Annotated in this window: 20 protein-coding genes; 9 read left to right on the top strand and 11 right to left on the bottom strand. The window is 63.1% G+C overall.

Translation table 11 applies throughout. The features are described 5' to 3' along the window. Positions 1-262: 262 nt before the first annotated feature. The 3 genes from LDZ26_RS16405 to LDZ26_RS16395 are packed head-to-tail and all read right to left on the bottom strand — an operon-like array spanning position 263 to position 2713. Entirely contained in the window at positions 263-775 is a 513-nt protein-coding gene (locus tag LDZ26_RS16405) for a hypothetical protein (RefSeq protein WP_244849235.1), read from the bottom strand. Further along, positions 723-1496: a S9 family peptidase gene (locus tag LDZ26_RS16400; RefSeq protein WP_244849234.1), complete on the bottom strand. Its 774-nt coding sequence runs from the start codon at positions 1494-1496 to the stop codon at positions 723-725. The genes LDZ26_RS16405 and LDZ26_RS16400 overlap by 53 nt, the downstream gene beginning before the upstream one ends. A 14-nt stretch (positions 1497-1510) precedes the next feature. Further along, positions 1511-2713 (bottom strand): DUF3182 family protein, encoded by a 1203-nt coding sequence (locus LDZ26_RS16395; protein ID WP_244849233.1) that lies wholly within the window; start codon positions 2711-2713, stop codon positions 1511-1513. Between the two features lie 357 nt (positions 2714-3070). Between LDZ26_RS16395 and LDZ26_RS16390 the strand changes: the two genes are divergently transcribed. From LDZ26_RS16390 to LDZ26_RS16360, 7 genes are all read left to right on the top strand, one after another. Next, a complete protein-coding gene (locus LDZ26_RS16390) occupies positions 3071-4051 on the top strand; it encodes an AraC family transcriptional regulator (protein ID WP_244849232.1) in 981 nt (326 codons plus the stop codon). Between the two features lie 123 nt (positions 4052-4174). Next, positions 4175-5107 (top strand): substrate-binding domain-containing protein, encoded by a 933-nt coding sequence (locus LDZ26_RS16385; protein ID WP_370650683.1) that lies wholly within the window; start codon positions 4175-4177, stop codon positions 5105-5107. 47 nt (positions 5108-5154) lie between these two features. Continuing rightward, positions 5155-6675, top strand: coding sequence for a sugar ABC transporter ATP-binding protein (locus LDZ26_RS16380; RefSeq protein WP_244849231.1), 1521 nt, complete (start codon positions 5155-5157; stop codon positions 6673-6675). Beyond that, positions 6662-7666, top strand: coding sequence for an ABC transporter permease (locus LDZ26_RS16375; protein ID WP_244849230.1), 1005 nt, complete (start codon positions 6662-6664; stop codon positions 7664-7666). Before LDZ26_RS16380 ends, LDZ26_RS16375 begins: the two co-directional genes overlap by 14 nt. Before the next feature lie 34 nt (positions 7667-7700). Next, a complete protein-coding gene (locus tag LDZ26_RS16370) occupies positions 7701-8795 on the top strand; it encodes an alcohol dehydrogenase catalytic domain-containing protein (RefSeq protein ID WP_244849229.1) in 1095 nt (364 codons plus the stop codon). Between the two features lie 15 nt (positions 8796-8810). After that, positions 8811-10355, top strand: coding sequence for an FGGY-family carbohydrate kinase (locus tag LDZ26_RS16365; RefSeq protein ID WP_244849228.1), 1545 nt, complete (start codon positions 8811-8813; stop codon positions 10353-10355). Beyond that, positions 10352-11086: an SDR family oxidoreductase gene (locus LDZ26_RS16360; RefSeq protein ID WP_244849227.1), complete on the top strand. Its 735-nt coding sequence runs from the start codon at positions 10352-10354 to the stop codon at positions 11084-11086. Before LDZ26_RS16365 ends, LDZ26_RS16360 begins: the two co-directional genes overlap by 4 nt. A 718-nt stretch (positions 11087-11804) precedes the next feature. On the opposite strand, the gene LDZ26_RS16355 is transcribed toward LDZ26_RS16360, so the two are convergent. The 5 genes from LDZ26_RS16355 to LDZ26_RS16335 all read right to left on the bottom strand — a co-directional run bounded on the left by LDZ26_RS16355 (position 11805) and on the right by LDZ26_RS16335 (position 15846). Then, complete coding sequence (locus LDZ26_RS16355) at positions 11805-13193, bottom strand: FAD-binding oxidoreductase (protein WP_244849226.1); 1389 nt, start codon at positions 13191-13193, stop codon at positions 11805-11807. 115 nt (positions 13194-13308) lie between these two features. Then, complete coding sequence (locus LDZ26_RS16350) at positions 13309-14211, bottom strand: anti-sigma factor (protein ID WP_244849225.1); 903 nt, start codon at positions 14209-14211, stop codon at positions 13309-13311. Then, complete coding sequence (locus LDZ26_RS16345; RefSeq protein WP_206469523.1) at positions 14208-14726, bottom strand: sigma-70 family RNA polymerase sigma factor; 519 nt, start codon at positions 14724-14726, stop codon at positions 14208-14210. The genes LDZ26_RS16350 and LDZ26_RS16345 overlap by 4 nt, the downstream gene beginning before the upstream one ends. Before the next feature lie 28 nt (positions 14727-14754). After that, on the bottom strand, positions 14755-15450 hold the full coding sequence (locus LDZ26_RS16340; RefSeq protein ID WP_244849224.1) for an anti-sigma factor: 696 nt from the start codon (positions 15448-15450) through the stop codon (positions 14755-14757). A gap of 84 nt (positions 15451-15534) precedes the next feature. Then, positions 15535-15846, bottom strand: coding sequence for a DUF4148 domain-containing protein (locus tag LDZ26_RS16335; protein WP_244849223.1), 312 nt, complete (start codon positions 15844-15846; stop codon positions 15535-15537). Positions 15847-16026: 180 nt separating this feature from the next. Between LDZ26_RS16335 and LDZ26_RS16330 the strand changes: the two genes are divergently transcribed. Beyond that, positions 16027-17082, top strand: coding sequence for a catalase family peroxidase (locus LDZ26_RS16330; protein WP_244850252.1), 1056 nt, complete (start codon positions 16027-16029; stop codon positions 17080-17082). After that, complete coding sequence (locus LDZ26_RS16325; RefSeq protein WP_244849222.1) at positions 17069-17611, top strand: cytochrome b; 543 nt, start codon at positions 17069-17071, stop codon at positions 17609-17611. Before LDZ26_RS16330 ends, LDZ26_RS16325 begins: the two co-directional genes overlap by 14 nt. A 13-nt stretch (positions 17612-17624) precedes the next feature. On the opposite strand, the gene LDZ26_RS16320 is transcribed toward LDZ26_RS16325, so the two are convergent. The 3 genes from LDZ26_RS16320 to xylG all read right to left on the bottom strand — a co-directional run bounded on the left by LDZ26_RS16320 (position 17625) and on the right by xylG (position 21866). Continuing rightward, positions 17625-19007: a 3-deoxy-D-arabino-heptulosonate 7-phosphate synthase gene (locus LDZ26_RS16320; RefSeq protein WP_244849221.1), complete on the bottom strand. Its 1383-nt coding sequence runs from the start codon at positions 19005-19007 to the stop codon at positions 17625-17627. Between the two features lie 88 nt (positions 19008-19095). Then, complete coding sequence (locus tag LDZ26_RS16315) at positions 19096-20298, bottom strand: sugar ABC transporter permease (RefSeq protein WP_244849220.1); 1203 nt, start codon at positions 20296-20298, stop codon at positions 19096-19098. Continuing rightward, entirely contained in the window at positions 20295-21866 is a 1572-nt protein-coding gene (gene xylG, locus LDZ26_RS16310; RefSeq protein ID WP_244849219.1) for a D-xylose ABC transporter ATP-binding protein, read from the bottom strand. The genes LDZ26_RS16315 and xylG overlap by 4 nt, the downstream gene beginning before the upstream one ends. Positions 21867-21875 lie beyond the last annotated feature (9 nt).

The following is a 21875-nucleotide window of genomic DNA, read 5'->3' as shown; positions in this document are numbered from 1 at the left end:
TCGGACTCGAAAAGGTGCTGCGAGGACAATTTGTGCATGCTCGTCGCGAACGGAACGGCGCGGACGAAGGGTTCAACGGCAAGTTCGGAGATGAAGGTATATAAAAGCGCGGGAGAACACGACGATGCTGGCCCAATCAGTCGTGCGATTTCCTTGGGAGCAGGGCGATAAGCCAGCTTACGGGTTCAATGGTGCGTCGTCAGCCCTATGGCGCGATGACCTGGCCTCGCCAAGTTGACGCGCCGCGCGCGGCGAATTCGTTTCAAGCGGGCGTGTAGATCGCAAGTCTCAGCGCAGGGTCGTCGTTCGCCTGAAACGTAGCGTAGCTGTAGCGTTGCGCGCCACGCTCAGGATGAGTCAGAACCTTCTGCCCGGACGTGCCACCTCGAACATCGTGCGCGTTCCACCATTTCGCGAACTCGGTGCTGTTCACGCGCAGTCTTTCGACCAGTTCGACAAAGGCCGGATCATCGGCATAGAGATCATGCGTTGCGCGAAACGACGCGATCATGCGACGCGCCTCGCTGGTCCAGGTGGCGCCGAAAAGCCGACGCGAGTGCGGTTCAATAAACATGAAAACCAGGATGTTGCGATCCGCTTTGGCAAGACGCTCGAAGCCGAGCAGATCGGCCGCCGCAGCATTCCAGGCCAGAAGATCCCAACGCCTGCCCGTGACATACGCGGGTAGCTCAAGTTTCGCAATCAGCGCGTGGCACCGCCGGTCACTTGATAAGAGCCGGTGCCTCGCCCCTGCTTCCGGCGCGCCTTCCTCCAATCATTTCTGCGAGCCAGCCGACGACCAAAGCTGTGTAGGCGCGCTGGCTGGCTTCGTCAGAGAGACCGTGATCTGCACCTTCGATTATTCGATACGTCAGCGAATGCGCACGCAGAAACGCTTGCAGATAACTGGCGATCACGGCGTGAGGCACGGTCTCGTCGTGCTCCGATTCGACCAGCAAGACATCGCCGCGAAAGTCGGCAGCCGCTCGCAACGCGCGGTTCTCGTTCGCGGGGACGATACGCCTGCGATAAGCGGCAAGATCGTGTTCCTTGTGCAACGCGCGCTTCGGCATCGTCCATCCTTCGTCGAGATAGAGCGCCGGCACGCGCAGCCCGAGCCAGCGTACGGGCCGCATTGACGAGACGATCGAGGCGAGATAGCCGCCGTAGCTGCTTCCGATCACCGCGATCGACGTACCGTCTACGAGCGGATGCGCGGCCAGGCGGTCGTAGGCGGCCAGGACGTCGTTCAAATTCGTTTCGCGCGTCACGGTCTCCTGCGCTTCCTGGGTGCGCGCATGTCCGGTCAGGTCGAAGGTCAGGCAGACGCAGCCGAGCGCAGTCGCCTGCCGCGCGCGCTCCATGTACTGCTCCTGGTCGCCACCCCAGCCGTGCACGAACAGCACGCCTGGAATCGCGGTCTGGGGCGTCATGAACGTGCCGTCGAGATAGCCGCGCTCAACCGGAATCTGGATCTGCTGCCGCGTCGCTGTCATTCGCTGCCCCTCGTCTAGCCGACAGAGCCGGTACTGGTTTCGACCGTATAAAACTTCGTCACAAGCCCCGAATGCGAGTCCACGCCTTGATAGACGATGCACGCGCCGTCAGGCAACTCGGGGTGTTCGCCGTAGGTCTCGAACGTCGATGCGCGCACGGTCGTGAGCGCCGGATCATCGACGAATGCCTGAAGCGCGCCGATCTCCGCGCCGCTCGCGCCCCCGATCCGCCACGACTGTTCGAGCACGCCGCGATGGCAATGCCCGCTTTCGTCGATGCCCGAGGCCACGTCATAGTTCCTGCGCGATGCGAAGAACGCGGGGAACGCGCTTTCGATGGCGGCATCGAACTCGCGCGCGCACTTGACGGCGGCGCGCGCCTCGTCGGGCATCGAGGTGCGCTCGAGCGCATCGAGGCTGCCGCGCACGACGACAAGGTCGGATCCGCCATAGACCGCATGTCCGCGGCTATTTCGCGTCAGCCGCTGTACGCCGTAATAGCTGGCCCGATGCGCCCGGACGCGCACATCTCCCACGCTGAACGTGGTGATGCTGGGCAGGTTGCGCTCCAGCACGACGCCATTGGTCTCAAGCGCGGCCTCGCCGATATCGTTCAATTGCATATCCAGTTCATGGCGATCGGCGACGACCGCCTGTCCCGTTCCGCCGATGCCGTAGGGGCGCTTGAGCCGTACCGACCCGCCGTTCCATAACAGCGCGGCGGCGGCGAGCGCGTCGTCGCGAGTAAAGGCGGAGTAGCCAGGAAGCACGAGATGACGAAGCTGCTCGCCAAGTCCGTCGTGCCATCCGGGAGGCTTCAATTGCGCACGTGGCGGCAATTCATGCACGACCACTTTGGTCGCGACGAAGGGGAAGGGTACGACGCCGCCGAAAAGGTCGTCATCGGTCGCGACGCCTATTCGTTGCGCGACATCGAGAGGCAGCGTGTCGTCGGGGACGATATAGGCGTCCGGGGTGTACGCACGATCAAGCCCGAAGTCGACGCAGCGCTGCGCACCGAGAAGCGTGGCAAGCCGTCCAGCGAGCGCACGCTGGGTTTCGCGCTCGTGTCGCGGTCGTGCGGTACTTCCACGACAGGAGAACACGACTACGGTGGTCGGGGTTTGGCTAAACGGAATGTGCATCCGCGCCTCCTCCATCGGAGCGCTACAGCGATGTGTCAGGAGTATCCTGCGCATCGGTTTGCGTTCACGCAAGGAGTGTTCCGGCCACGCGACAACAGCGCCGACGCAGCAAAAAGCCCGGGCGTGCTGGATCGCATCAGCCGACGTGAGCGGCTGATAACGAGCGGACGCTCAGGCGATACGATAAACATTCGGGGCACGCGGCGCTTCGCCTGCCGACGCCGATCAAGAAAATACCGGGGTTGAAGATTTTTGCGTCGCACAATTTGCTGACGAGAGGCGATGACCGTCCGTGCATGCAAAAAAGTACATAAAAAGAGGCGAAAAGTTGGTAGAAGAGCGACACTGGCCGATCTAAATTGGCGTCAATAGCCGGCGCCGCGAAAACGGCAAAAAGCAGCCGGCAATAAAAGAATTGGAGACGGCTTCATGAGGCACCCCGATCTAGAGGTGGTCGACGTTCGACACGGCGAGTCGTTCAAGGCCTGGTCGCACGGCTATCCGTACAAGACGGTGCGCTGGCACTTCCATCCGGAATTCGAGTTGCAGTTGATCGTCGCCACGCACGGCAAGTTTTTCGTCGGAGACCATGTCGGCTCGTTCGGCCCGGGCAACCTCGTTCTGATGGGAGAGAATCTTCCGCACAACTGGGTCAGCGAAGTGCCGGACGGCGAATTCGTGGAGCGGCGCAATCTCGTGATTCAGTTCGGCAGGGACTTCGTCAAGCGCTGCATGGAAGCATTCCCCGAGTGCCGCGACGCTCAACCGTTGCTCGACAACGCACGTCGCGGAATCTTGTTCGACTCGCAGACGAGCGCCGTCGTGGCGCCGCTATTCGAAGAACTGTTGACGGCGCGCGGCATCCGGCGCATTTCGCTGTTCCTTCGTATTCTCGAATGCCTTTGCGATGCGAAGGAACAGACGCTCCTCGCGAGCATCGCTTACGAGCAGAACGTCGCTTCGTCCAAGCGGTTCGGTCATGTGCTTGCGCACATCGGCAAGAATCTGGCGTCGGACCTGCGCGAGTCGGATCTCGCCGGGCTCGCCGGACAGAGCGTGAGCGCATTCTCGCGCGCGTTTCATCGCCATACGGGCGCGACGTTCGTTCAGTACGTGAACCGCCTGCGTATCGAAGCGGCGTGTCACATGCTGCTCGCCGACGAAATCAACATCACGCAGATCTGTTTTCAGGCCGGCTTCAATAACGTGTCGAACTTCAATCGGCAGTTCCGGGCGGCAAAGGGGATGACGCCGTCGGAGTTCCGCGCGCTGCAGCGGATCAATGCGCGCAGCCGGGAAGTCAACCTGAACGCGCCGTCGGAAGGCAGCCCGGAGCATGTTTCGCCGGGACGCACGGCCGCCGGCTACGCGTCGTCCGTCGAACGACGAATGCGATCGTCGCCCACGTAACGCGTAACACGCGCGCTCGCGCTCCTTTCGCCGTACAGCAGCCGTCTTGTCGAGATTCGCCCTTCGCTCGCGCGAGGGCTTCATTCACCTTGAAGAAGTGCAAACTATTTAGGAGACACAACTATGAACCGCATGTCCGTTTCGTCGCTGCGCCGGGGCGCGTTGATCGGCACGCTTGCTTTCGCGGGCGCGTTTTGCGGTGTCGCGCACGCGGCGGCACCGCTCACGATCGGCATGACCTTCCAGGAAATGAACAACCCGTATTTCGTCACGATGCAAAAGGCGCTGAACGAAGCGGCGAATTCGATCGGCGCGAAGGTCGTCGTCACCGACGCACACCATGACGTCAGCAAGCAGGTCAGCGATGTCGAAGACATGCTGCAGAAGAAGATCGACATTCTGCTCGTCAATCCGACCGATTCGACCGGCATTCAGTCGGCCGTCACGGCGGCGAAGAAAGCGGGCGCGGTCGTCGTTGCGGTCGATGCGAACGCCAACGGTCCGGTCGACTCCTTCGTCGGCTCGAAGAACTACGACGCCGGCGTGATGTCGTGCGAATACCTGGCAAAAGCGATCGGCGGCAGCGGCGAAGTGGCGATCCTCGACGGCATTCCCGTCGTGCCGATTCTCGAACGCGTGCGCGGCTGCAAGGCGGGGCTCGCGAAGTTCCCGAACGTGAAGCTCGTCGATACGCAGAACGGCAAGCAGGAGCGCGCGACCGCTCTGTCGGTGACGGAGAACATGATCTCCGCGCATCCGAACCTGAAGGGTATCTTCAGCGTCAACGACGGCGGCGCGATGGGTTCGCTCTCGGCCATTACGTCGTCGGGCAAGGACATCAAGCTGACGAGCGTCGATGGCGCGCCCGAAGCGGTCGATGCGATCCAGAAGCCGAACTCGAAGTTCATCGAAACGACGGCGCAGTTCCCGGCCGATCAGGTTCGCATCGCGCTCGGCGTCGCATTGGCCAAGAAGTGGGGCGCAACGGTGCCGAAGGCCGTGCCGGTCGACGTGAAGGTGGTCGACAAGGACAACGCCAAGGGCTTCACCTGGTAAAACGCGATGTCGGCGGGCGGCTCGCCGTCCGCCTGAAAGAGGCGCAGATGGACACCATTCTCAGGCTCAAGCACATCACGAAGAGCTTTCCCGGCGTGAAGGCGCTGCAGGACATTCACATCGAGATCGCGCGTGGCGAGATTCATGCGCTGCTCGGCGAGAACGGCGCGGGAAAATCGACGTTGATGAAGATCCTTTGCGGGATCTATCAGCCCGACTCGGGCGAGATCGAGATCGACGGGCAGACGCGTCAGTTCGACAACTATCACGATGCGGTCGCGGCGGGCGTGGGTATCGTGTTTCAGGAATTCAGCCTGATTCCGTACCTCAACGCGGTCGACAACATCTTTCTGGGCCGCGAGCGCCGCACGGTGTGGCGCACGCGCGACCGTGCCGCGATGCGCCGTGAAGCCGCGGATATCTTCGCGCGCCTCGGCGTCGGCATCGATCTGGATGTGCCGATTCGTGCGTTGTCGGTGGCGCAGCAGCAGTTCGTCGAGATCGGCAAGGCGTTGTCGCTCAACGCGCGCATTCTGATTCTCGACGAGCCGACCGCCACGCTGACGCCCGCCGAGGCCGATCATTTGTTCGCGATCATGCGGCAGTTGAAGCAGCAGGGCGTGGCGATGATTTTCATCTCGCACCATCTGGAAGAGATTTTCGATGTCTGCGACCGCATCACCGTGCTGCGCGACGGCCAGTATGTCGGCATGACGGACGTGGCGAAGACCGATGTCGAACGGCTCGTCGAGATGATGGTCGGACGGCGCATCGAGAGCAGCTTTCCGCCGAAGCCCGCGTTACGCGACGATGCGAAAACCGTGCTCGACGTGAGATCGCTGCAGATCACGAAGGACGGTCCTGTCAACGCGTTCACGCTGCGCGAGGGCGAGATTCTCGGCTTCGCGGGCCTCGTGGGCTCGGGCCGCACGGAGACTGCGCTTGCCGTGATCGGCGCAGAGCCGGTTCATGCGAAAGAGATTCGCGTCCACGGCGCGATGGCGAAACTATCGGACCCCGCGGATGCGCTCCGTTCAGGCATCGGCATTCTGCCCGAGAGCCGCAAGACGGAAGGGCTCGTCACTTCGTTCTCGATCCGCGACAACATCTCGCTGAACAACCTCGGCAAGTACCGCTCGCTGCGCTGGTTCTTGAACCATCGCACCGAAGCTAGCACGACGGCGCAGATCATGAAACGCGTCGGCGTGAAGGCGCCGTCGATGCACACCGAAGTCGCGACGCTGTCGGGCGGAAATCAGCAGAAAGTGGTGATTGCGCGCTGGCTGAATCATCACACGCGCATCCTCGTCTTCGACGAGCCGACGCGCGGCATCGACGTCGGTGCGAAAGCGGAAATTTACGGGCTGATGCGCGAACTCACCGCGCGCGGCTACTCGATCATCATGATCTCGTCGGAGCTGCCGGAGATCGTCGGCATGTGCGACCGCGTCTGTGTGTTCCGCCAGGGACGCATCGAGGCGATCCTGAGCGGCGACGAGATCGATTCGAACACGGTCATGACCTATGCAACAGCCGGGGCACGCGGAGCGACACATGAACACGCCTGACACATCTTCTCCGAACTCACGTGACGTCGCCGCCGCCAGCGCGCACGGCAGCGCGAGCTCGCGCTTCGCGAACTTCAGACGCTCGACGCTCTTCTATCCGCTCATCGGCCCGATCGTCGTCTGTATCGTGATGATGGTAGCGAGTTCGAGTTTCCTGTCCGCCGCGAACCTCGAAAACGTGCTGCGGCAAGTGTCGATCAACGCGATCATCGCGGTCGGCATGACCTGCGTGATTCTCACGGGCGGTATCGATCTGTCGGTCGGTTCGGTCATGGCGCTGTCGGGCACCCTCGCGGCCGGATTGATGGTCTCGGGCCTGAACGCGGTCGCGGCCTTGCTGACGGGCGTCGCCGTCGGACTCGGCTTCGGCGTGGCCAACGGCTTCTTCGTGGCGTTCGCGCGCATGCCGCCGATCATCGTCACGCTCGCGACCATGGGCATCGCGCGCGGCCTCGGTCTCATCTATACCGGCGGCTATCCGATCGACGGCCTGCCCGACTGGGTCAGCTTCTTCGGCAGCGGCAAGGTGCTCGGCATCCAGGCGCCGGTTCTCATCATGCTCGCCGTCTATCTCATTGCCTGGCTGCTGCTCGACCGCATGCCGTTCGGCCGTTACGTCTATGCGATCGGCGGCAACGAACAGGCCACGCGCTTGTCGGGCGTGCGCGTGGCGCGCGTGAAGCTGATCGTCTATACGCTGTCCGGGCTCACGTCCGCGTTCGCCGCAATCGTGCTGACCGGGCGTCTGATGAGCGGCCAGCCGAACGCGGGCGTCGGCTTCGAACTCGACGCGATCGCGGCGGTGGTGCTCGGCGGCACGTCGATATCCGGCGGACGCGGATCGATCCTGGGCACGCTGGTCGGCGCGCTGTTGCTAGGAGTGCTTAACAATGGCCTAAATATGATCGGCGTCAATCCGTACGTACAGAACGTGATCAAGGGCGGAATCATCCTGCTCGCGATCTATATCAGCCGCGAACGCTCGCGCTGATCTCCTCAAGCTGCGAACTTCCAACGAGAGACATATGACGACACAGAACACCGAGTCCCGGATGACCGCCATCGTGTGCCACGCGCCCGAGGATTACCGCGTCGAACAGGTGACGAAGCCGCGCGCCGGGCGCAACGAACTCGTGATCCGGATCGCTGCCTGCGGCATCTGCGCGAGCGACTGCAAGTGCTACACCGGCGCAAAGATGTTCTGGGGCGGCCCGAGCCCGTGGGTGAAGGCGCCGGTGATTCCGGGCCACGAATTCTTCGGCTACGTCGAGGAAGCGGGCGAGGGCGGGGCCGAGCATTTCGGCGTGCAGGTCGGCGATCGCATGATCGCGGAACAGATCGTGCCTTGCGCGAAATGCCGCTATTGCAAGTCGGGCCAGTACTGGATGTGCGAGGTCCACAACATCTTCGGCTTCCAGCGCGAAGTCGCCGATGGCGGCATGGCCGAGTACATGCGCATTCCGCCGACGGCGATCGTTCACAAGATTCCGCTTGGCGTATCGCTCGAAGATGCGGCGATCATCGAGCCGCTGTCGTGCGCAATCCACACGGTCAATCGCGGCGACGTTCAACTGAACGATGTCGTGGTCATCGCCGGGGCGGGTCCGCTCGGTCTGATGATGACGCAGGTCGCGCATCTGAAGACGCCGAAGAAACTCGTCGTGATCGATCTCATCGACGAGCGCCTCGAACTCGCGAAACAGTACGGCGCGGATGTGGTCATCAATCCGACGAAGGACAACGCGCTCGACGTGATCAGGTCGCTGACCGATGGCTACGGCTGCGACGTGTATATCGAAACGACCGGCGCGCCGATCGGCGTGACGCAAGGTCTCGATCTCATCCGCAAGCTCGGGCGCTTCGTCGAGTTCAGCGTGTTCGGCGCGGATGCCACGGTGGACTGGTCGATCATCGGCGACCGCAAGGAACTGGACGTGCGCGGCGCGCATCTGGGACCGTACTGCTATCCGATCGCGATCGATCTGCTCGCGCGCGGGCTCGTCACGTCGAAAGGCATCGTCACGCATGGGTTCTCGCTGGAGGAATGGGACGAGGCGATCAAGATCGCGAATTCGACCGATTCCATCAAGGTGCTGCTCAAGCCCGCCGGCGAGCGCTGATCACGCGGAGAAGCGATGGAATACGTGATTGGCGTGGACATAGGCACGCAGAGCACCAAGGCGCTGCTCGTCGGGCGCGATGGCGCGATCGTCGCGAAGCATTCGAGCAGCTATCAGCCGGATACGCCGAAGCCGCTTTGGGCCGAGCAATGGCCGTCGGTGTGGTTCCATGCCGTCGACGAATGCATCGCGCATTGCGTGGCGCAGGCTGTGGCGCAGGGCATCGATGCGGCTTCGATTCGGGGCGTGTGCGTGAGCAGTCTGTACGGCGGCTCGGGCATCCCGGTGGACGAAGCGATTGAACCGCTGCATCCCTGTCTCATCTGGATGGACCGGCGCGCGACCGCAGAAGCCGATCGCGTGCGCGAGGAGGTCGATCTCGATCGATTGCAGGCGATCACCGGCAATGGCGTCGACAGCTATTACGGTTTCACGAAGATGCTGTGGCTGCGCGAGCATCGACCGGACGTGTGGGCGAAGACGCGCTATTTCCTTCCGCCGAATGCGTACGTCATTCATCGTCTCACCGGGGAGATCGCGGTCGATCACAGCTCGGCGGGAAACATCGGCGGCGTGTATGACGTCGCGCGGCGCGGCTGGTCTGCCGAGATGCTCGACGCGCTCGGCATCCCCGCGCGCATGATGCCGCAGCGGCTCGTCGAATCGACGGATATCGTCGGCGGACTGCTGCCGCAATGGGCCGCGCGATGGGGTCTGGCGGCGGGCACGCCGGTGGTCGCGGGCGGCGTCGATGCGGCCGTGGCGACCTTCGCGGCGGGCGCGGCGCGCGCGGGACAGCATGTCGCGATGATCGGCACGAGCATGTGCTGGGGCTACATCAACCAGCACGTCGATGCCCGTCATGGGCTCGTGTCGATGCCGCACGTACTCAACGGCACGCGCGATCTGTACGTGTTCGGCGGCGCGATCACGGCGGGCGCGTCGGTGACGTGGTTTCGCGAGCAGTTCTGTCAGGCGGAGGTCGCGGCGGCGCACGCGTTGCCGCACGGCGATCCGCACGTGCTGCTGCAGGAAGCCGCCGCAGGCGTGCCGCCCGGCGGAGAAGGCGCGATGTTCCTGCCGTACTTGATGGGCGAGCGCAGTCCGGTCTGGGATGCGAAGGCGAGCGGCGCGTTCGTCGGCCTGAGTCTCGCGCACACCCGCGCGCATCTCTACCGGGCCGTGCTCGAAGGCGTTTCCTTCGCGCTCAAGCACAACATCGAGGCGGGACGAAAGGGCTCGGAATCGCTCGACGACAAGCTGATCGTCGTGGGCGGCGCCGCGCATTCGCCGCTGTGGATGCAGATCATCGCGGACGTCACGGGCTTTCCTGTCTGGACGATCGGCGAGGAAGTGGAAGCCGCGTTGGGCGCGGCGCTGCTCGCGGCAGTCGGCACCGGACTGGTGACGCCCGATGCCGCGCAAACCGGCTGGTCGACGCTTATCGAGCGTGCGCGGCCGGACGCTGCGCGCGTGGCCCGTTATGCCGATTATTTCGATGTCTACACGGCGCTTTATCCGGCGCTCATGCCATCCATGCACAGGTTGCAATCGATATGAAAACCGAGTTCGACTTTAGCGGCAAGCGCGTTCTGGTGACGGGCGCATCAAGCGGAATCGGGCGTGCCTGCGCGCAGACGCTGGCGCGTTGCGGCGCGCATGTCGTCGCGGCGGGGCGCGATGCCGCCGCGCTCGATACGCTCGCGAACGAAACGGGCTGCGAAACGCTGCGGCTCGATGTGGGCGCGCATCGTTCGGTCATCGATGCGGCGCTGGAGCCGTTCGATGCGTTCGATGGTCTCGTGAACTGCGCGGGCATTGCATCGCTCGAACCGGCGCTCGAACTCGACGCGGATGCGTTCGACCGCGTGATGGCCGTCAATGCGCGAGGCGCCGCGCTGGTCGCCCGAGCCGTCGCGCTAAAGATGGTCGGCCGTGGCGGCAGCATTGTGAACGTGTCGAGTCAGGCGTCGCTCGTCGGCTTGCCTGACCATCTCAGCTATTGCGCGTCGAAAGCGGCGTTGGATTCGATTACTCGCGTGCTTTGCATCGAGCTCGGACGACATGGCATCCGCGTCAACAGCGTCAATCCGACGGTCACGCTCACGCCGATGGCGCGCTTTGCCTGGAGCGATCCGCTCAAGAGCCAGCCGATGCTTCAGGCGATTCCGCTCGGACGTTTTGCGGAGCCTGAGGAAGTCGTGGGGCCCGTGCTGTTCTTGCTGAGCGATGCGGCGTCGATGATTAGCGGGGTGTCGTTGGCGGTCGATGGGGGGTATACGGCGCGTTGAAGGATGGTTGCGTTGGCGTAGCCAACTTGTCGACACGATCGTTCGACCCGGCGTGCTCTTGCTCGGCAACGCTCACAGCGCTTTTCTGCGGTTCCACGTCTCTGACTTGGGAGTACCACGCATAGAGGCTGAAGCTGCGCATTAAGGCAGAACGGCAGTCCGCGTGAGGTGGTTCCGTAGCGGTAATCCAGCGACGGCTCGTTGCTGATATCCGTTGGCGCGAAGCCGCGAGAGGCGCTTGGTCGGCGATAGACTTTTTCGCTGATGGCGTGACTCGTGCGCCGGCAAGGCCGAATTACAAAACAGGGTGGTCACGATGCTGCGTTTCGGTACCGAAACGCAGTCATGGTCAGGATCGCATGTGCGGCCCAGTTCGGCCGCTATTGTCGAGATGATAGTTGACATAACATAAATTAGCGATGTTTTAGTAAGCGCCCAAAACAGACTTAGCCGCTTCCGAAGCATGTCTTGCCAACCGGCCGGCTTATTTCGCTGGCGGCGTCGGCTCCGATGCGCCGAGCGGACTTTCTTGCCCGGCGACGCGCCCGGTCCCGCCGGGTTCACATCCGGCGGCGTGCCGAGCGCCGGGCTCGGCTTGCGCTCGGGCGGCGCGACCGGTTCGTTGGACGGGTCCGCAGCGGGCGACGTGTTTGCATCGGAAGGCAGGCGTTCGCCTAGTTCGTAGACGACGAAAGCCAACCCGTCCGCAGACGAACGTTTAGACGACCTTGCCCGGATTCAAAAGCCCGAGCGGATCGAGCGCGCTCTTGATCGCGCGCATCGCGTCGATGTCGGTCTCGCGACGGCTTTGCGAAAGGAACGCTCGCTTCTTGACGCCGATGCCGTGCTCCGCTGATATCGACCCGTTCAACTCGCGCGTGACGTCATAGATGACGCGGTCGATATCGTCATGGTCGTGCTTGCCCATGCCCGGCACGTCCACGACGATATGAATGTTCCCGTCGCCCAGATGCCCGTAAATCATGACGAGCGACTGCGGCCAGTGCTCGCGCAGACGCGCCTCGCAGCGCGCGGCAGCCTCGCCGACTTGCGCGATCGAAAAGCTCACGTCATACGCAGCGTGGTTCGGTATGAACCGCTGATACTCGCCGGGCGCATCGCGGATCGCCCAGAACGCAAGCGCATGCGCTTCCGACGACGCAATCGCCGCGTCCGTCACGATGCCTTCTTCCAGCATCGCGCCGAGAAATTCTTCGAACGCTTCGCCGTGGCGCGCCGGATCGGTCCCGACGCTTTCGAGCAAGACATAGAACGGATGCGCTGAACCGAGCGGCGCGCGCAGCTGCGGCAAGTTGGCCAGCACCGCATCGTGATAGCCGGCCCACATGACCTCGAATGCCGACACGCCCGACGCCAGCCTCGCCTGCGAGCGGGCGAGCAGCGTGGTCACCGCGTTGAAGTCCGGCAAGCCGCACCATGCCGTTGCCGTCGCAGTGGGCTTCGGCCGCAGACGCAGCACGACGCGCGTAATGACCGCAAGCGTGCCTTCGCTTCCGATCAGCAGATGCCGCAAGTCGTAGCCGCTGTTGTTCTTGATCATCTTGTTGAGATCGCCGACGATGGCACCGCTTGCCAGCACCGCCTCCAGCCCGAGCACCTGATCGCGCATCATGCCGTACTTGATGACGCGATTGCCGCCCGCGTTCGTCGCGAGATTGCCGCCTATCGAACAGCTGCCGCGTGCGCCGAGATCGAGCGGAAAGTAGAAGCCCGCCGCGCTCGCCGCTTCCTGCACGGTCTGCAACGCGGTGCCGGCTTCGACCGTCATCGTGCCGGACACTTCGTCGATCTCGACGATGCGGTTCATGCGATCCAGGCTCAGCGCCACTTCGCCGCCGCGCGCATTGGCGCCGCCGACGAGTCCCGTCAATCCGCCCTGTGTGACCACGGGCTGCCGGAAGCGCGAGCAAATGGAAAGCGCCTGTGCCACTTCTTCCGTCGTGCGCGGGCGAATGAGCGCGAGCGGAATCTCGCCCGGCAGTCCGCTCCAGTCCACGACGCGCCGGTCGCCGAATTCATCCGGAAGCGCGACCACGTCCGCGCCTAGAGTCTCGCGCAATGCGCGTATTGCTTCTGTTGCCGTCATGTGCCGCGTGTCTCCGTGTGCGTTGCGGCGCGCTTGATCGAATGCGCGCCTTCGTCACCATATACCGCACCGGGCCGCGACGGCAAGCGCACGACCGTACGCGCCTTGCATGCGGTCATCGTGCAGCCGCGCCCTGCCCGTTCCTCGCGGTCAATTGTTCGTACACGTCATGCGAAACGGCCAGCAATTGCGGACGCGCGATTGCACCCGACACCGCATAGCCGAAATCGCCATCGACCCAATAGAACACGTTGACGGAGCCATCCTGATAGAGCTTGAACGCAGTCACGTCCGTGCTCACCTTGCGATGCGACACGTTGAGCGTGATGCGCTCGCCCTTCGCATCGTGATACATGAATTGCGCAATCGGACCTTCGTCGCCGGGCAATAACCGTCCGCCCATCAGATTGAACCCCACGCGCGTGAGCACGGGCGCATGCACGTCGGTGCCGAGCCGGTTCGACAGCCACTTGACGAGCTCTTCTTCCTGATCCGCGCCGACCTCGACCGGGCGCGTCACCATCGGCGCATACGTGACATAAGCAATCGCGGATTGCCGCGCGAAGGACTCGTCCTTCGTCAGGCTTGCATGACGAAGCGACGGGTTGTCATTGCCGGACGCGAGCATGTCGCGTGCGGGCGGACTCATCATGCCGGCCACGCCGATGCCTATGCCGAGCACGAGCGTCGCCGCCATGCCCGCATACTTCGGCCAGTTCGCCGCGGGACCGCGGCCGGCGTTCACCTTTGCGGCGCGCGTGGTGCTGGCATCGGGTGTATCGGGCGCATCCAGCGTGTCCAGCACGCGCGTCAAACGCTCCGGCAACGGTTCTTGCATTACGCGATCGAAGCGATCGTGAAGCATGCCGCTCAACGCGAAGTAATCGCTGACGCGGTTTGCGAGCGCAGAATCGGTTTCCAGCAGCCGATCGATCTCTTCGCGCCGTTGTTCGCCGAGCACGCCATCGACATAGCCCTGGATATCCTCTTCGCTGATGGAAGTCGTTTGTTTGTTCATCGCACCACCTTCAGTTGCACGCCTTCCTGCTTGCCCGCCATGAGCGCGCGTAACCTTTCGCGTCCACGCGATAGGCGCGACATCACCGTGCCGAGCGGAATCTCCAGCGCAAGGGCCACTTCCGCATACGACATCTCTTCGAGGCCGACCAGCAGCACCACCTGACGCTGTTCGACCGGCAGCCGTTGCAGCGCGTAATCGAGGTCTCGCATTTCGAGCGATTGCGTGTCCCGGCTTGCCACCGCGAACTGGCTTTCGTCGAGAGGGTCGTCGTCGACCGATACGTGTACCGCGCGTGCATCCGCGCGTCGCGTCTGATTCGCGAAGACGTTATGCATGATCGTGAAGAGCCATGCACGCAGATCGGTGCCCGACTGAAACTTGTCCGTGTGCCTGAGCGCGCGTTCCAGCGTGTCCTGCACGAGATCGTCGGCGAGTTCCTGATTGCGGATCAACGCGCGAGCATAACGACGCAAGCGCGGCAGATGATCCATGAGTTGTTCGCGCACGCTCATCGGCGCACCTCGCGGGGCAATCTTGCGTTCATCGTTCATTCCATTGCATGTTCTGACGAGCCATCGACACTTCGGCGGCACGCATGAGGCCCGGCGTACCGGCGCGAGTTCCGACCACCGTGCGAACGCCCGATGTCGTGATCCATTCGATAAGACGCGCCGTTCCGATTCTATGCGCGTGCCACGTTGCGCGCATGAACGACGGCGGCGCACACGTCGAGACCAGCACGAGCGGCTGATTGCTCGCGTTACGGTAAGCGAACACCTTCACGGTCGAGAATGCCCCGAGCGTGACAGTCGTCGCATCGACGGCGTGAAAGCCCGCCGATGAAAGATCGGGCGCGCCCGCGATGCTCGCCGCGCGCGCAGGCGCCGTCGCCTGAATCGCCAGGGCGGACACGGCTGCGCGTTCCAGTGCTGCGTCCGGTACGCGCACCGTGGCCCAGATTGCGCCGATCACGAGCAGAAGACAACCGGCAACGGCTGCGCACAGCCGCAACCGCGCGCCGGTCCGCCGATGACTCGCTTCTCGCGCGCTGCGGTCGTCGCGGAACATCTCGCGCAACTGGGCATTGAGCCGATCATAGAATACGATCCTGCGCGCTTCCTCCGGCCGGCGAGCGAGATAGGCATGCAGCGACGCGGCCCGTTCCGACGCGAGCAGGCCGTCGGCGAAGGCCTGTACGTCGGCTTCGGAAAGGCGGGTGTCGGAATGCGGGTCCACGGTCGCTGCGCTGAGTCGTCTTTAGAGGGCTAACAACGTTGCGAGGCGTTTATTCCCGCAAGCGTCGACTTTTTTTTGCGGCGATCACGAGCCCGCATAGATATGGCAGAAGCTGTAAGGACCCACGCAGTCGGACGGGCTCATCGACGCACTCCCCGCGCCCGACGCGGTCTTCATGCCGCCATACGCGCCGCTCTCCGGCGCCTTCATGCGCGCTGCCTGATTCTGATAGATGGGGCTGACGTCCGGATAAGAGGCATCGGTCACGAGACGCGAGCCGTTCTGCTCGGCCTGCACGAGTTGCGCACGCACTTCGTCGCGCGTGAGACCTTGCGCGAATGCGCCCGTCGAGACGACGAGTGCGGCGGAAACGGCGAATACTTTGGCGATGTTCATGTTCGACTCCTTGAGAAGAATTCATTGGGCTTGCATGAAGGCAAACCGCCCACGGAGCCGATCTATTCCAGAAAATTTAAATCGACGCGTTGATGGAATAACCGTGCAAGCACGCGTGTTCGCGTCACTGATCCATCGAATAGCGAGCGAAACATCATGAAACAGGCACCTTTCTCACTGATGAGACTCTTGCGGAGTCCAAGGCGACATGCACGCGAACTCGCGAAGCTGGCGGTGATCGGCGGCAGCGTGCTCGCAATCGGCACCGCGTTCGCCTACGTGGCGGGCATCGGCGACACGCACAAGCTGACTTCGACGAAGATCGTCGACACGTTCGAAAGCGTTAGCGGCGTGCATGCGGGATACCGGCGCAATCATGCCAAAGGCGTATGCGTCGAAGGCTGGTTCGACAGCAACGGCAACGCGTCATCGCTCTCCCGTGCAGAAGTGTTCACGCGGGAGCGCACGCCGGTGACAGGCAGGTTCGCGATACCCGGCCCGAATCCGTTTGTCAGCGATTCAGGCAACCCCGTGCGCAGCCTCGCCCTCGAATTCCGGCTGCGCGATGGCGAGCAGTGGCGCACTGCAATGAACAGTACTCCGGTGTTTATCGTGAACAGCGCGCAGGGATTTTATGAGCAACTGGTCGCATCGCGTCCCGATCCGAAGACCGGCAAGCCCGATCCCGCGAAGCTCGCCGCCTTCTTTGCGGCGCATCCTGAAACCCAGCCCTTTCGCGATTGGGTCAAGGCGCACGCGCCGTCATCGAGCTATGCTAATGCCGCGTATTACGGCATCAACGCGTTCCGAGCGACCGACGCCTCCGGCGCTACGCATGCCGTGCGCTGGTCCCTCGTGCCCGAAGCTGACTACGAGGCCGTATCGCAAAGTGACGCCGCGCGTCACGACTTCCTCGACGAAGAGTTGAGAGGACGCCTCGCTCACGGCCCGCAACGGTGGCACCTGATCTTGACGGTCGCGCAACCGGGTGACGTCACGAACGACGCGACCCAAGCATGGCCCGACGACCGCAAGCATATCGACGCGGGCACGCTCGTAATTACCCGCGAGAGCCCGCAAGCCGACGGCGCTTGCCGCGACATCAACTTCGACCCGACCGTGCTGCCCGCTGGCCTCATGGTCTCGGACGACCCTTTGCTCGCGGCGCGTTCGTCCGCGTATTCCGTTTCGTTCAACCGCAGAACGCATGAGGAGGCGCATCATGAAGCGCACTGACGCGAACCACTTCAGTCCGGCCGCGCGCTGGATTCACTGGCTCATGGCGGTCCTCGTGATCGGCATGCTGTTCATCGGCGTCGGCATGGTCGCGACGCTTTCGTCGTGGCATCAGACCTTGATCGCCATACATCGCCCTCTCGGCATCGTGATTCTCGTGCTTACGGCGCTGCGTCTCGCCGTACGCTTGACGCACCGCACGCCCGCCCTTCCCGACGATATGCCGCGTTGGCAGCAACGCATCGCGCATGGCTCGCACTGGCTCTTCTATGCGCTGCTCTTCGCCATGCCGCTCGTCGGATGGTCGATGCTATCTGCAGGCGGGTTTCCGATCGTCATGCTGGGCGGCGTGCATCTGCCGCCGATCGCACCGGTGAACGTGCGTCTTTATGCGTTGCTGAGAAGCGCGCACACGTATCTCGCGCTGCTGCTGTTCGCGACCTTCGTGATGCACTTCGCCGCGGCGCTGTTTCATGGGCTGATTCGTCGCGACGGCGTGCTTTCGAGCATGGCGCGCAGCGGCCGATGACGGACATGCGCGTTCAAACATTGGGCAAGACCTGATCGATTGAAACCAACAAGTCTTCCGTATGGACCATGAGTTCGCGCACTCGTCGCAGCATCGGGTATTGATGCAGCACGCCGCGCCAGCGAGGCGACTCGAGCAGATCATTCCACACGGGTTCGAGCGTTCGGACATCGGCTGGTCGATGATCCTGCAGCATGCAGGCGAAATCGAGGCTCGCTGGCGCCGACAGCAGCTGCATGCGGCTGCCCGCGCCGAGCACGCGCTGCGCCGTGTCGGCAGGCGCATCGCAGCAATACAGAACGGTGCCTTGCAGGCTGGCCTCGTCGGTCGTCAAGCGGTGCAGCGACGAACCGCGCAGGCGCACGGCGCCTTGAGCCGTTTCGAATGCGTACGAGACGTTTTCGTCTGCATGCGCCAGGAGTTCGATACCACGAAGCAGCCGGGACAGATCGGTCGTCGCCGCATCGACAGAGGCCTTCGATTCGACGAGCAGACAGACATCCCATTCCGGCGCTTCATCGGTGTTATCAGCCCGTTCGAGCAGCACCGCATCCCACTCGCTCTTGGCACGTTCGGCGCGACCCGGAATGGACGCGGGAACGTGCATGGAGGTCACGACGCGATACGCCGCACGATCGCCCTCTTCGTCTCCCAGACGGTTTGCAATAGCTTGCAGCGCGTGACTGGCGCGCCCTTCGGCCGCTGCGCCGCGCCTCTGCGAAGCATTACCTTCCGCGGCGGCTTGCGCGCTGCCGGAACGCGGACCATGCCGGTCCCATAGCGACAGATACGCCTGCACGCGCTCATCACGAAGCAGCGTTTCGAGACGTTGCAGCCGAAGCAAGGAAGGATTCTCGATCAGCCGCGTCAGGGCATCGCGAGACTGGGGTTCGTCGGCGATTTCGGCAATGGCCAGTAGGCGTTGTGCGATATCGGCAAGGCCGGATATGCACGGCGACGACGCATGAGCGTGCAATTTCGCGAAGGCCTCGCGTTGCGCATCCGACGACGCGCGTTGTTTGCCAGGATGAGCGATAGCGTTGACACTGGCGCGAATGGATCGACGATCCTGCTTCGCGTGCGCCGACAGCGACACGTATTCACGCACTTCCGCTACGCGGTGCCGGAGCAACGTGGCCTTGAAAACAGGGTCGCCGGATTCGTCCTGCAAGGCTTCTTCGATCAGGCGTGCAAGCCCTTCGAGGAAAGCCTGCTTCATCTCTATGCTCGGCGCTTCACCGTGCGAGACCGCGCAGCGCGCCTCTTCGATAACGATTGCAAGCGCCGTGGCGGGCGACGGTATCGACGATCCATTCGACACTGCAGAGAGCGCCGGCAAACGGTATCGGCGCGCCACGACGCGCAATATTTCTCGAAGCAGGAGCGGAGCAGACATGAGGGCACGAGGGACGAAGCGTAGCCTCGTACTTTACCTCGTCGATGCGCGGGCGGCCGCCTGCCGCCCGGCACCTCGCTGCTTGCGCTTATCGACGCGCGGTTCCCGACACGACATCGATCCACACGGCGAGCACGAGGATCGCGCCTTTGACGATCATCTGCCAGTACGAGTCGACATCCAGCATCGACATGCCGTTGTCGAGGCTCGCCATCACGAGCGCGCCGATGATCGCGCCATACACGGTGCCGGAGCCGCCACGCATCGACGTTCCGCCGATGAAGCATGCCGCGATGGCGTCGAGCTCGCCCATCGATCCGGCAGAAGGCGAGCCAGCCGCGAGACGCGCCGTATTGACGAGTCCGCCGAACGCGCACATCAAACCCATGAGCGCGAAGATGGCGAGCTTCACGCGGTCGGTGTTGATGCCGGACAGGCGCGTCGCCTCCAGATTGGAGCCGACCGCATAGATGCGCCGGCCGAAGACCGTTTGCGTCGCGATATAGGTGAAGACGCCGAGCAGCGCGAGCAGCACGAGCACGGGGACCGGAATGCCGCCGTAACGGTTCAGCGTCGCGACGAATGCGAAGAGAATCACGCCCGCCGCGATGATCTTCACGCCGTCCTGCCACGCCGCGACAACCGGCAAGCCATAACGCTGACGGCTGCGTCGCTGGCGCAAGGTCAACACTGCGAGCAGAGCGAAGAGCGCGATGGCGAGCGTATCGCCGGCCACGCGCGGCAAGTAGCCTTGCCCGATAAACACGAGTGAATCCGACACCGGCGCAATGGTCGAACCGCCGGTTATACCCAGCAAAACACCGCGATAGGCCAGCATGCCGCCGAGTCCCACAATGAACGAGGGCACTCTTCGATAAGTGGACCACCAGCCGTTGAAAAGACCAATGGCAACGCCGAGCACCATCACTACCAGCAAGGTCGCCGCGATAGGCCAGTGATACGTGACATCGAGAATCGCGGCCACGCCGCCGAGCAGCCCGAGCAGCGAGCCCACCGACAAGTCGATCTCGCCGGAGATGATGACGAACACCATGCCGCACGCAAGCATGCCGGTAATCGACATCTGCCGCAAAAGGTTCGAGAGATTGCGCGGCGTGACGAACGCGCCATTGGTCAGGAACGAGAAGAACAGCCAGATGACGGCGACGGCGAGCAGCAGCGCTAAGAGTTTATAGCGCGTGAAGAGCTGCTTCATGCGCTGGCCGGCGGGCTGCGGCGCGCCCTTCTCGTCCTTGCTTGGCTTGGGCGTCGAAATGAGATCGGGAGTCATGCGAGGCTCGCTGAATCGATTGAGTCGGTTTCCTGCCGCGTTGCGATGGCGGCCGAAAGAATGTCTTCCTGCGTGAGGCCGTCGTTGACGAAATCGCCTCGTAACTGGCCTTCGCCGATGACGAGCACGCGGTCCGAGACACCGAGCACTTCCGGCAATTCCGACGACACCATGATGATGGATACGCCGCGTTGCGCGAGTTCGAACATCAGCTTGTAAATCTCGTACTTCGCGCCTACGTCGACGCCGCGCGTGGGTTCGTCCAGAATCAGCACATCGGGATTGGTCAACAGCATGCGCGTGAGTACGGCCTTCTGCTGATTGCCGCCTGACAGACTCGCGATGGACAACATCGGATGCGCCGCGCGCACGGACAGCCGTTTCATCTCGGTGTGGATGGTATCGAGTTCCGCAGCCGTATCGATACGTCCGCCTTTGGCAAAACGCCTGAGCACCGCGAGCGTGATGTTATGCCCGACGCCCAGTTGCGGAACGATGCCATGACGCTTGCGATCTTCGGGCACCATGGCGATGCCCGCTGCGATCGCGTCGCCGGGCGTGCGAATGGCAACGGGCTTGCCTTTCACGATGACCTGCGCAGCACTCTGACCCGCGTATGCGCCGAACACGGCCTGCATGAGTTCGGTGCGCCCCGCGCCGACGAGCCCCGCGACGCCGAGAATCTCGCCTTTTCTCAGTGCGAACGACACGTCGTCCACACGTTTGCGGTTCGGATTGTTGATGTCGAAGCATGTCACGTGACGCGCTTCGAACACCACCTCGCCGATCGGCTGCCGGTCTTCCTTCGCCGGGCGCGGAAAGAGATTCGTGATCTCGCGCCCGACCATCATCGCGATGACGCGGTCGGTGCTGACGTTCCGCATCGGATGCGTCGCGACGTGCTTGCCGTCGCGAATCACGGTCACGGTGTCGCACACGGCTTCGACTTCGTCGAGCTTGTGCGAGATATACACGCAGGCGACGCCGCGCCGCTTGAGGTCTCGCACGATATCCAAAAGAATCTGCGTTTCCGACGCGGTAAGCGATGAAGAAGGTTCGTCGAGAATGAGCAGTCTCGCCTTCTTGTTGAGCGCCTTGGCAATCTCGATCAATTGCTGGTGGCCGCCGCCGTAATTCATCACCGGCTGCGCCACGTTGATGCCCTGTATGTTCAGCTCGCCTAGCAGTTCGCTTGCGCGCTGATACATCGCCGGGTAATTCATGCGCCCGCCGGGCAGCGTGATCTCGTTACCCAGGAAGATGTTCTCGGCCACCGACAGTTGCGGCACCAGCATGAGTTCCTGGTGAATGATGATGATGCCCGCATGCTCGGTGTCGCGAATGCCGGCCGCCCGAAGCGGCTTGCCATCCCAGATGATTTCGCCCTGCCACGTTCCATGCGGATAGACGCCCGACAGCACTTTCATGAGCGTCGACTTGCCCGCGCCGTTTTCACCGCAAAGTCCCACGCATTCGCCTTGATTCACGACGAGGTCGATGCCGTCGAGCGCCTTGACGCCGCCGAACGACTTGGCGATGCCGTGCATCTCCAATAGCGCCTGTGCCATGCTTGGTGT

Source organism: Caballeronia sp. SL2Y3 (assembly GCF_022879575.1).
GTDB lineage: Bacteria > Pseudomonadota > Gammaproteobacteria > Burkholderiales > Burkholderiaceae > Caballeronia.
This window is presented reverse-complemented; position numbering and strand designations above follow the sequence as displayed.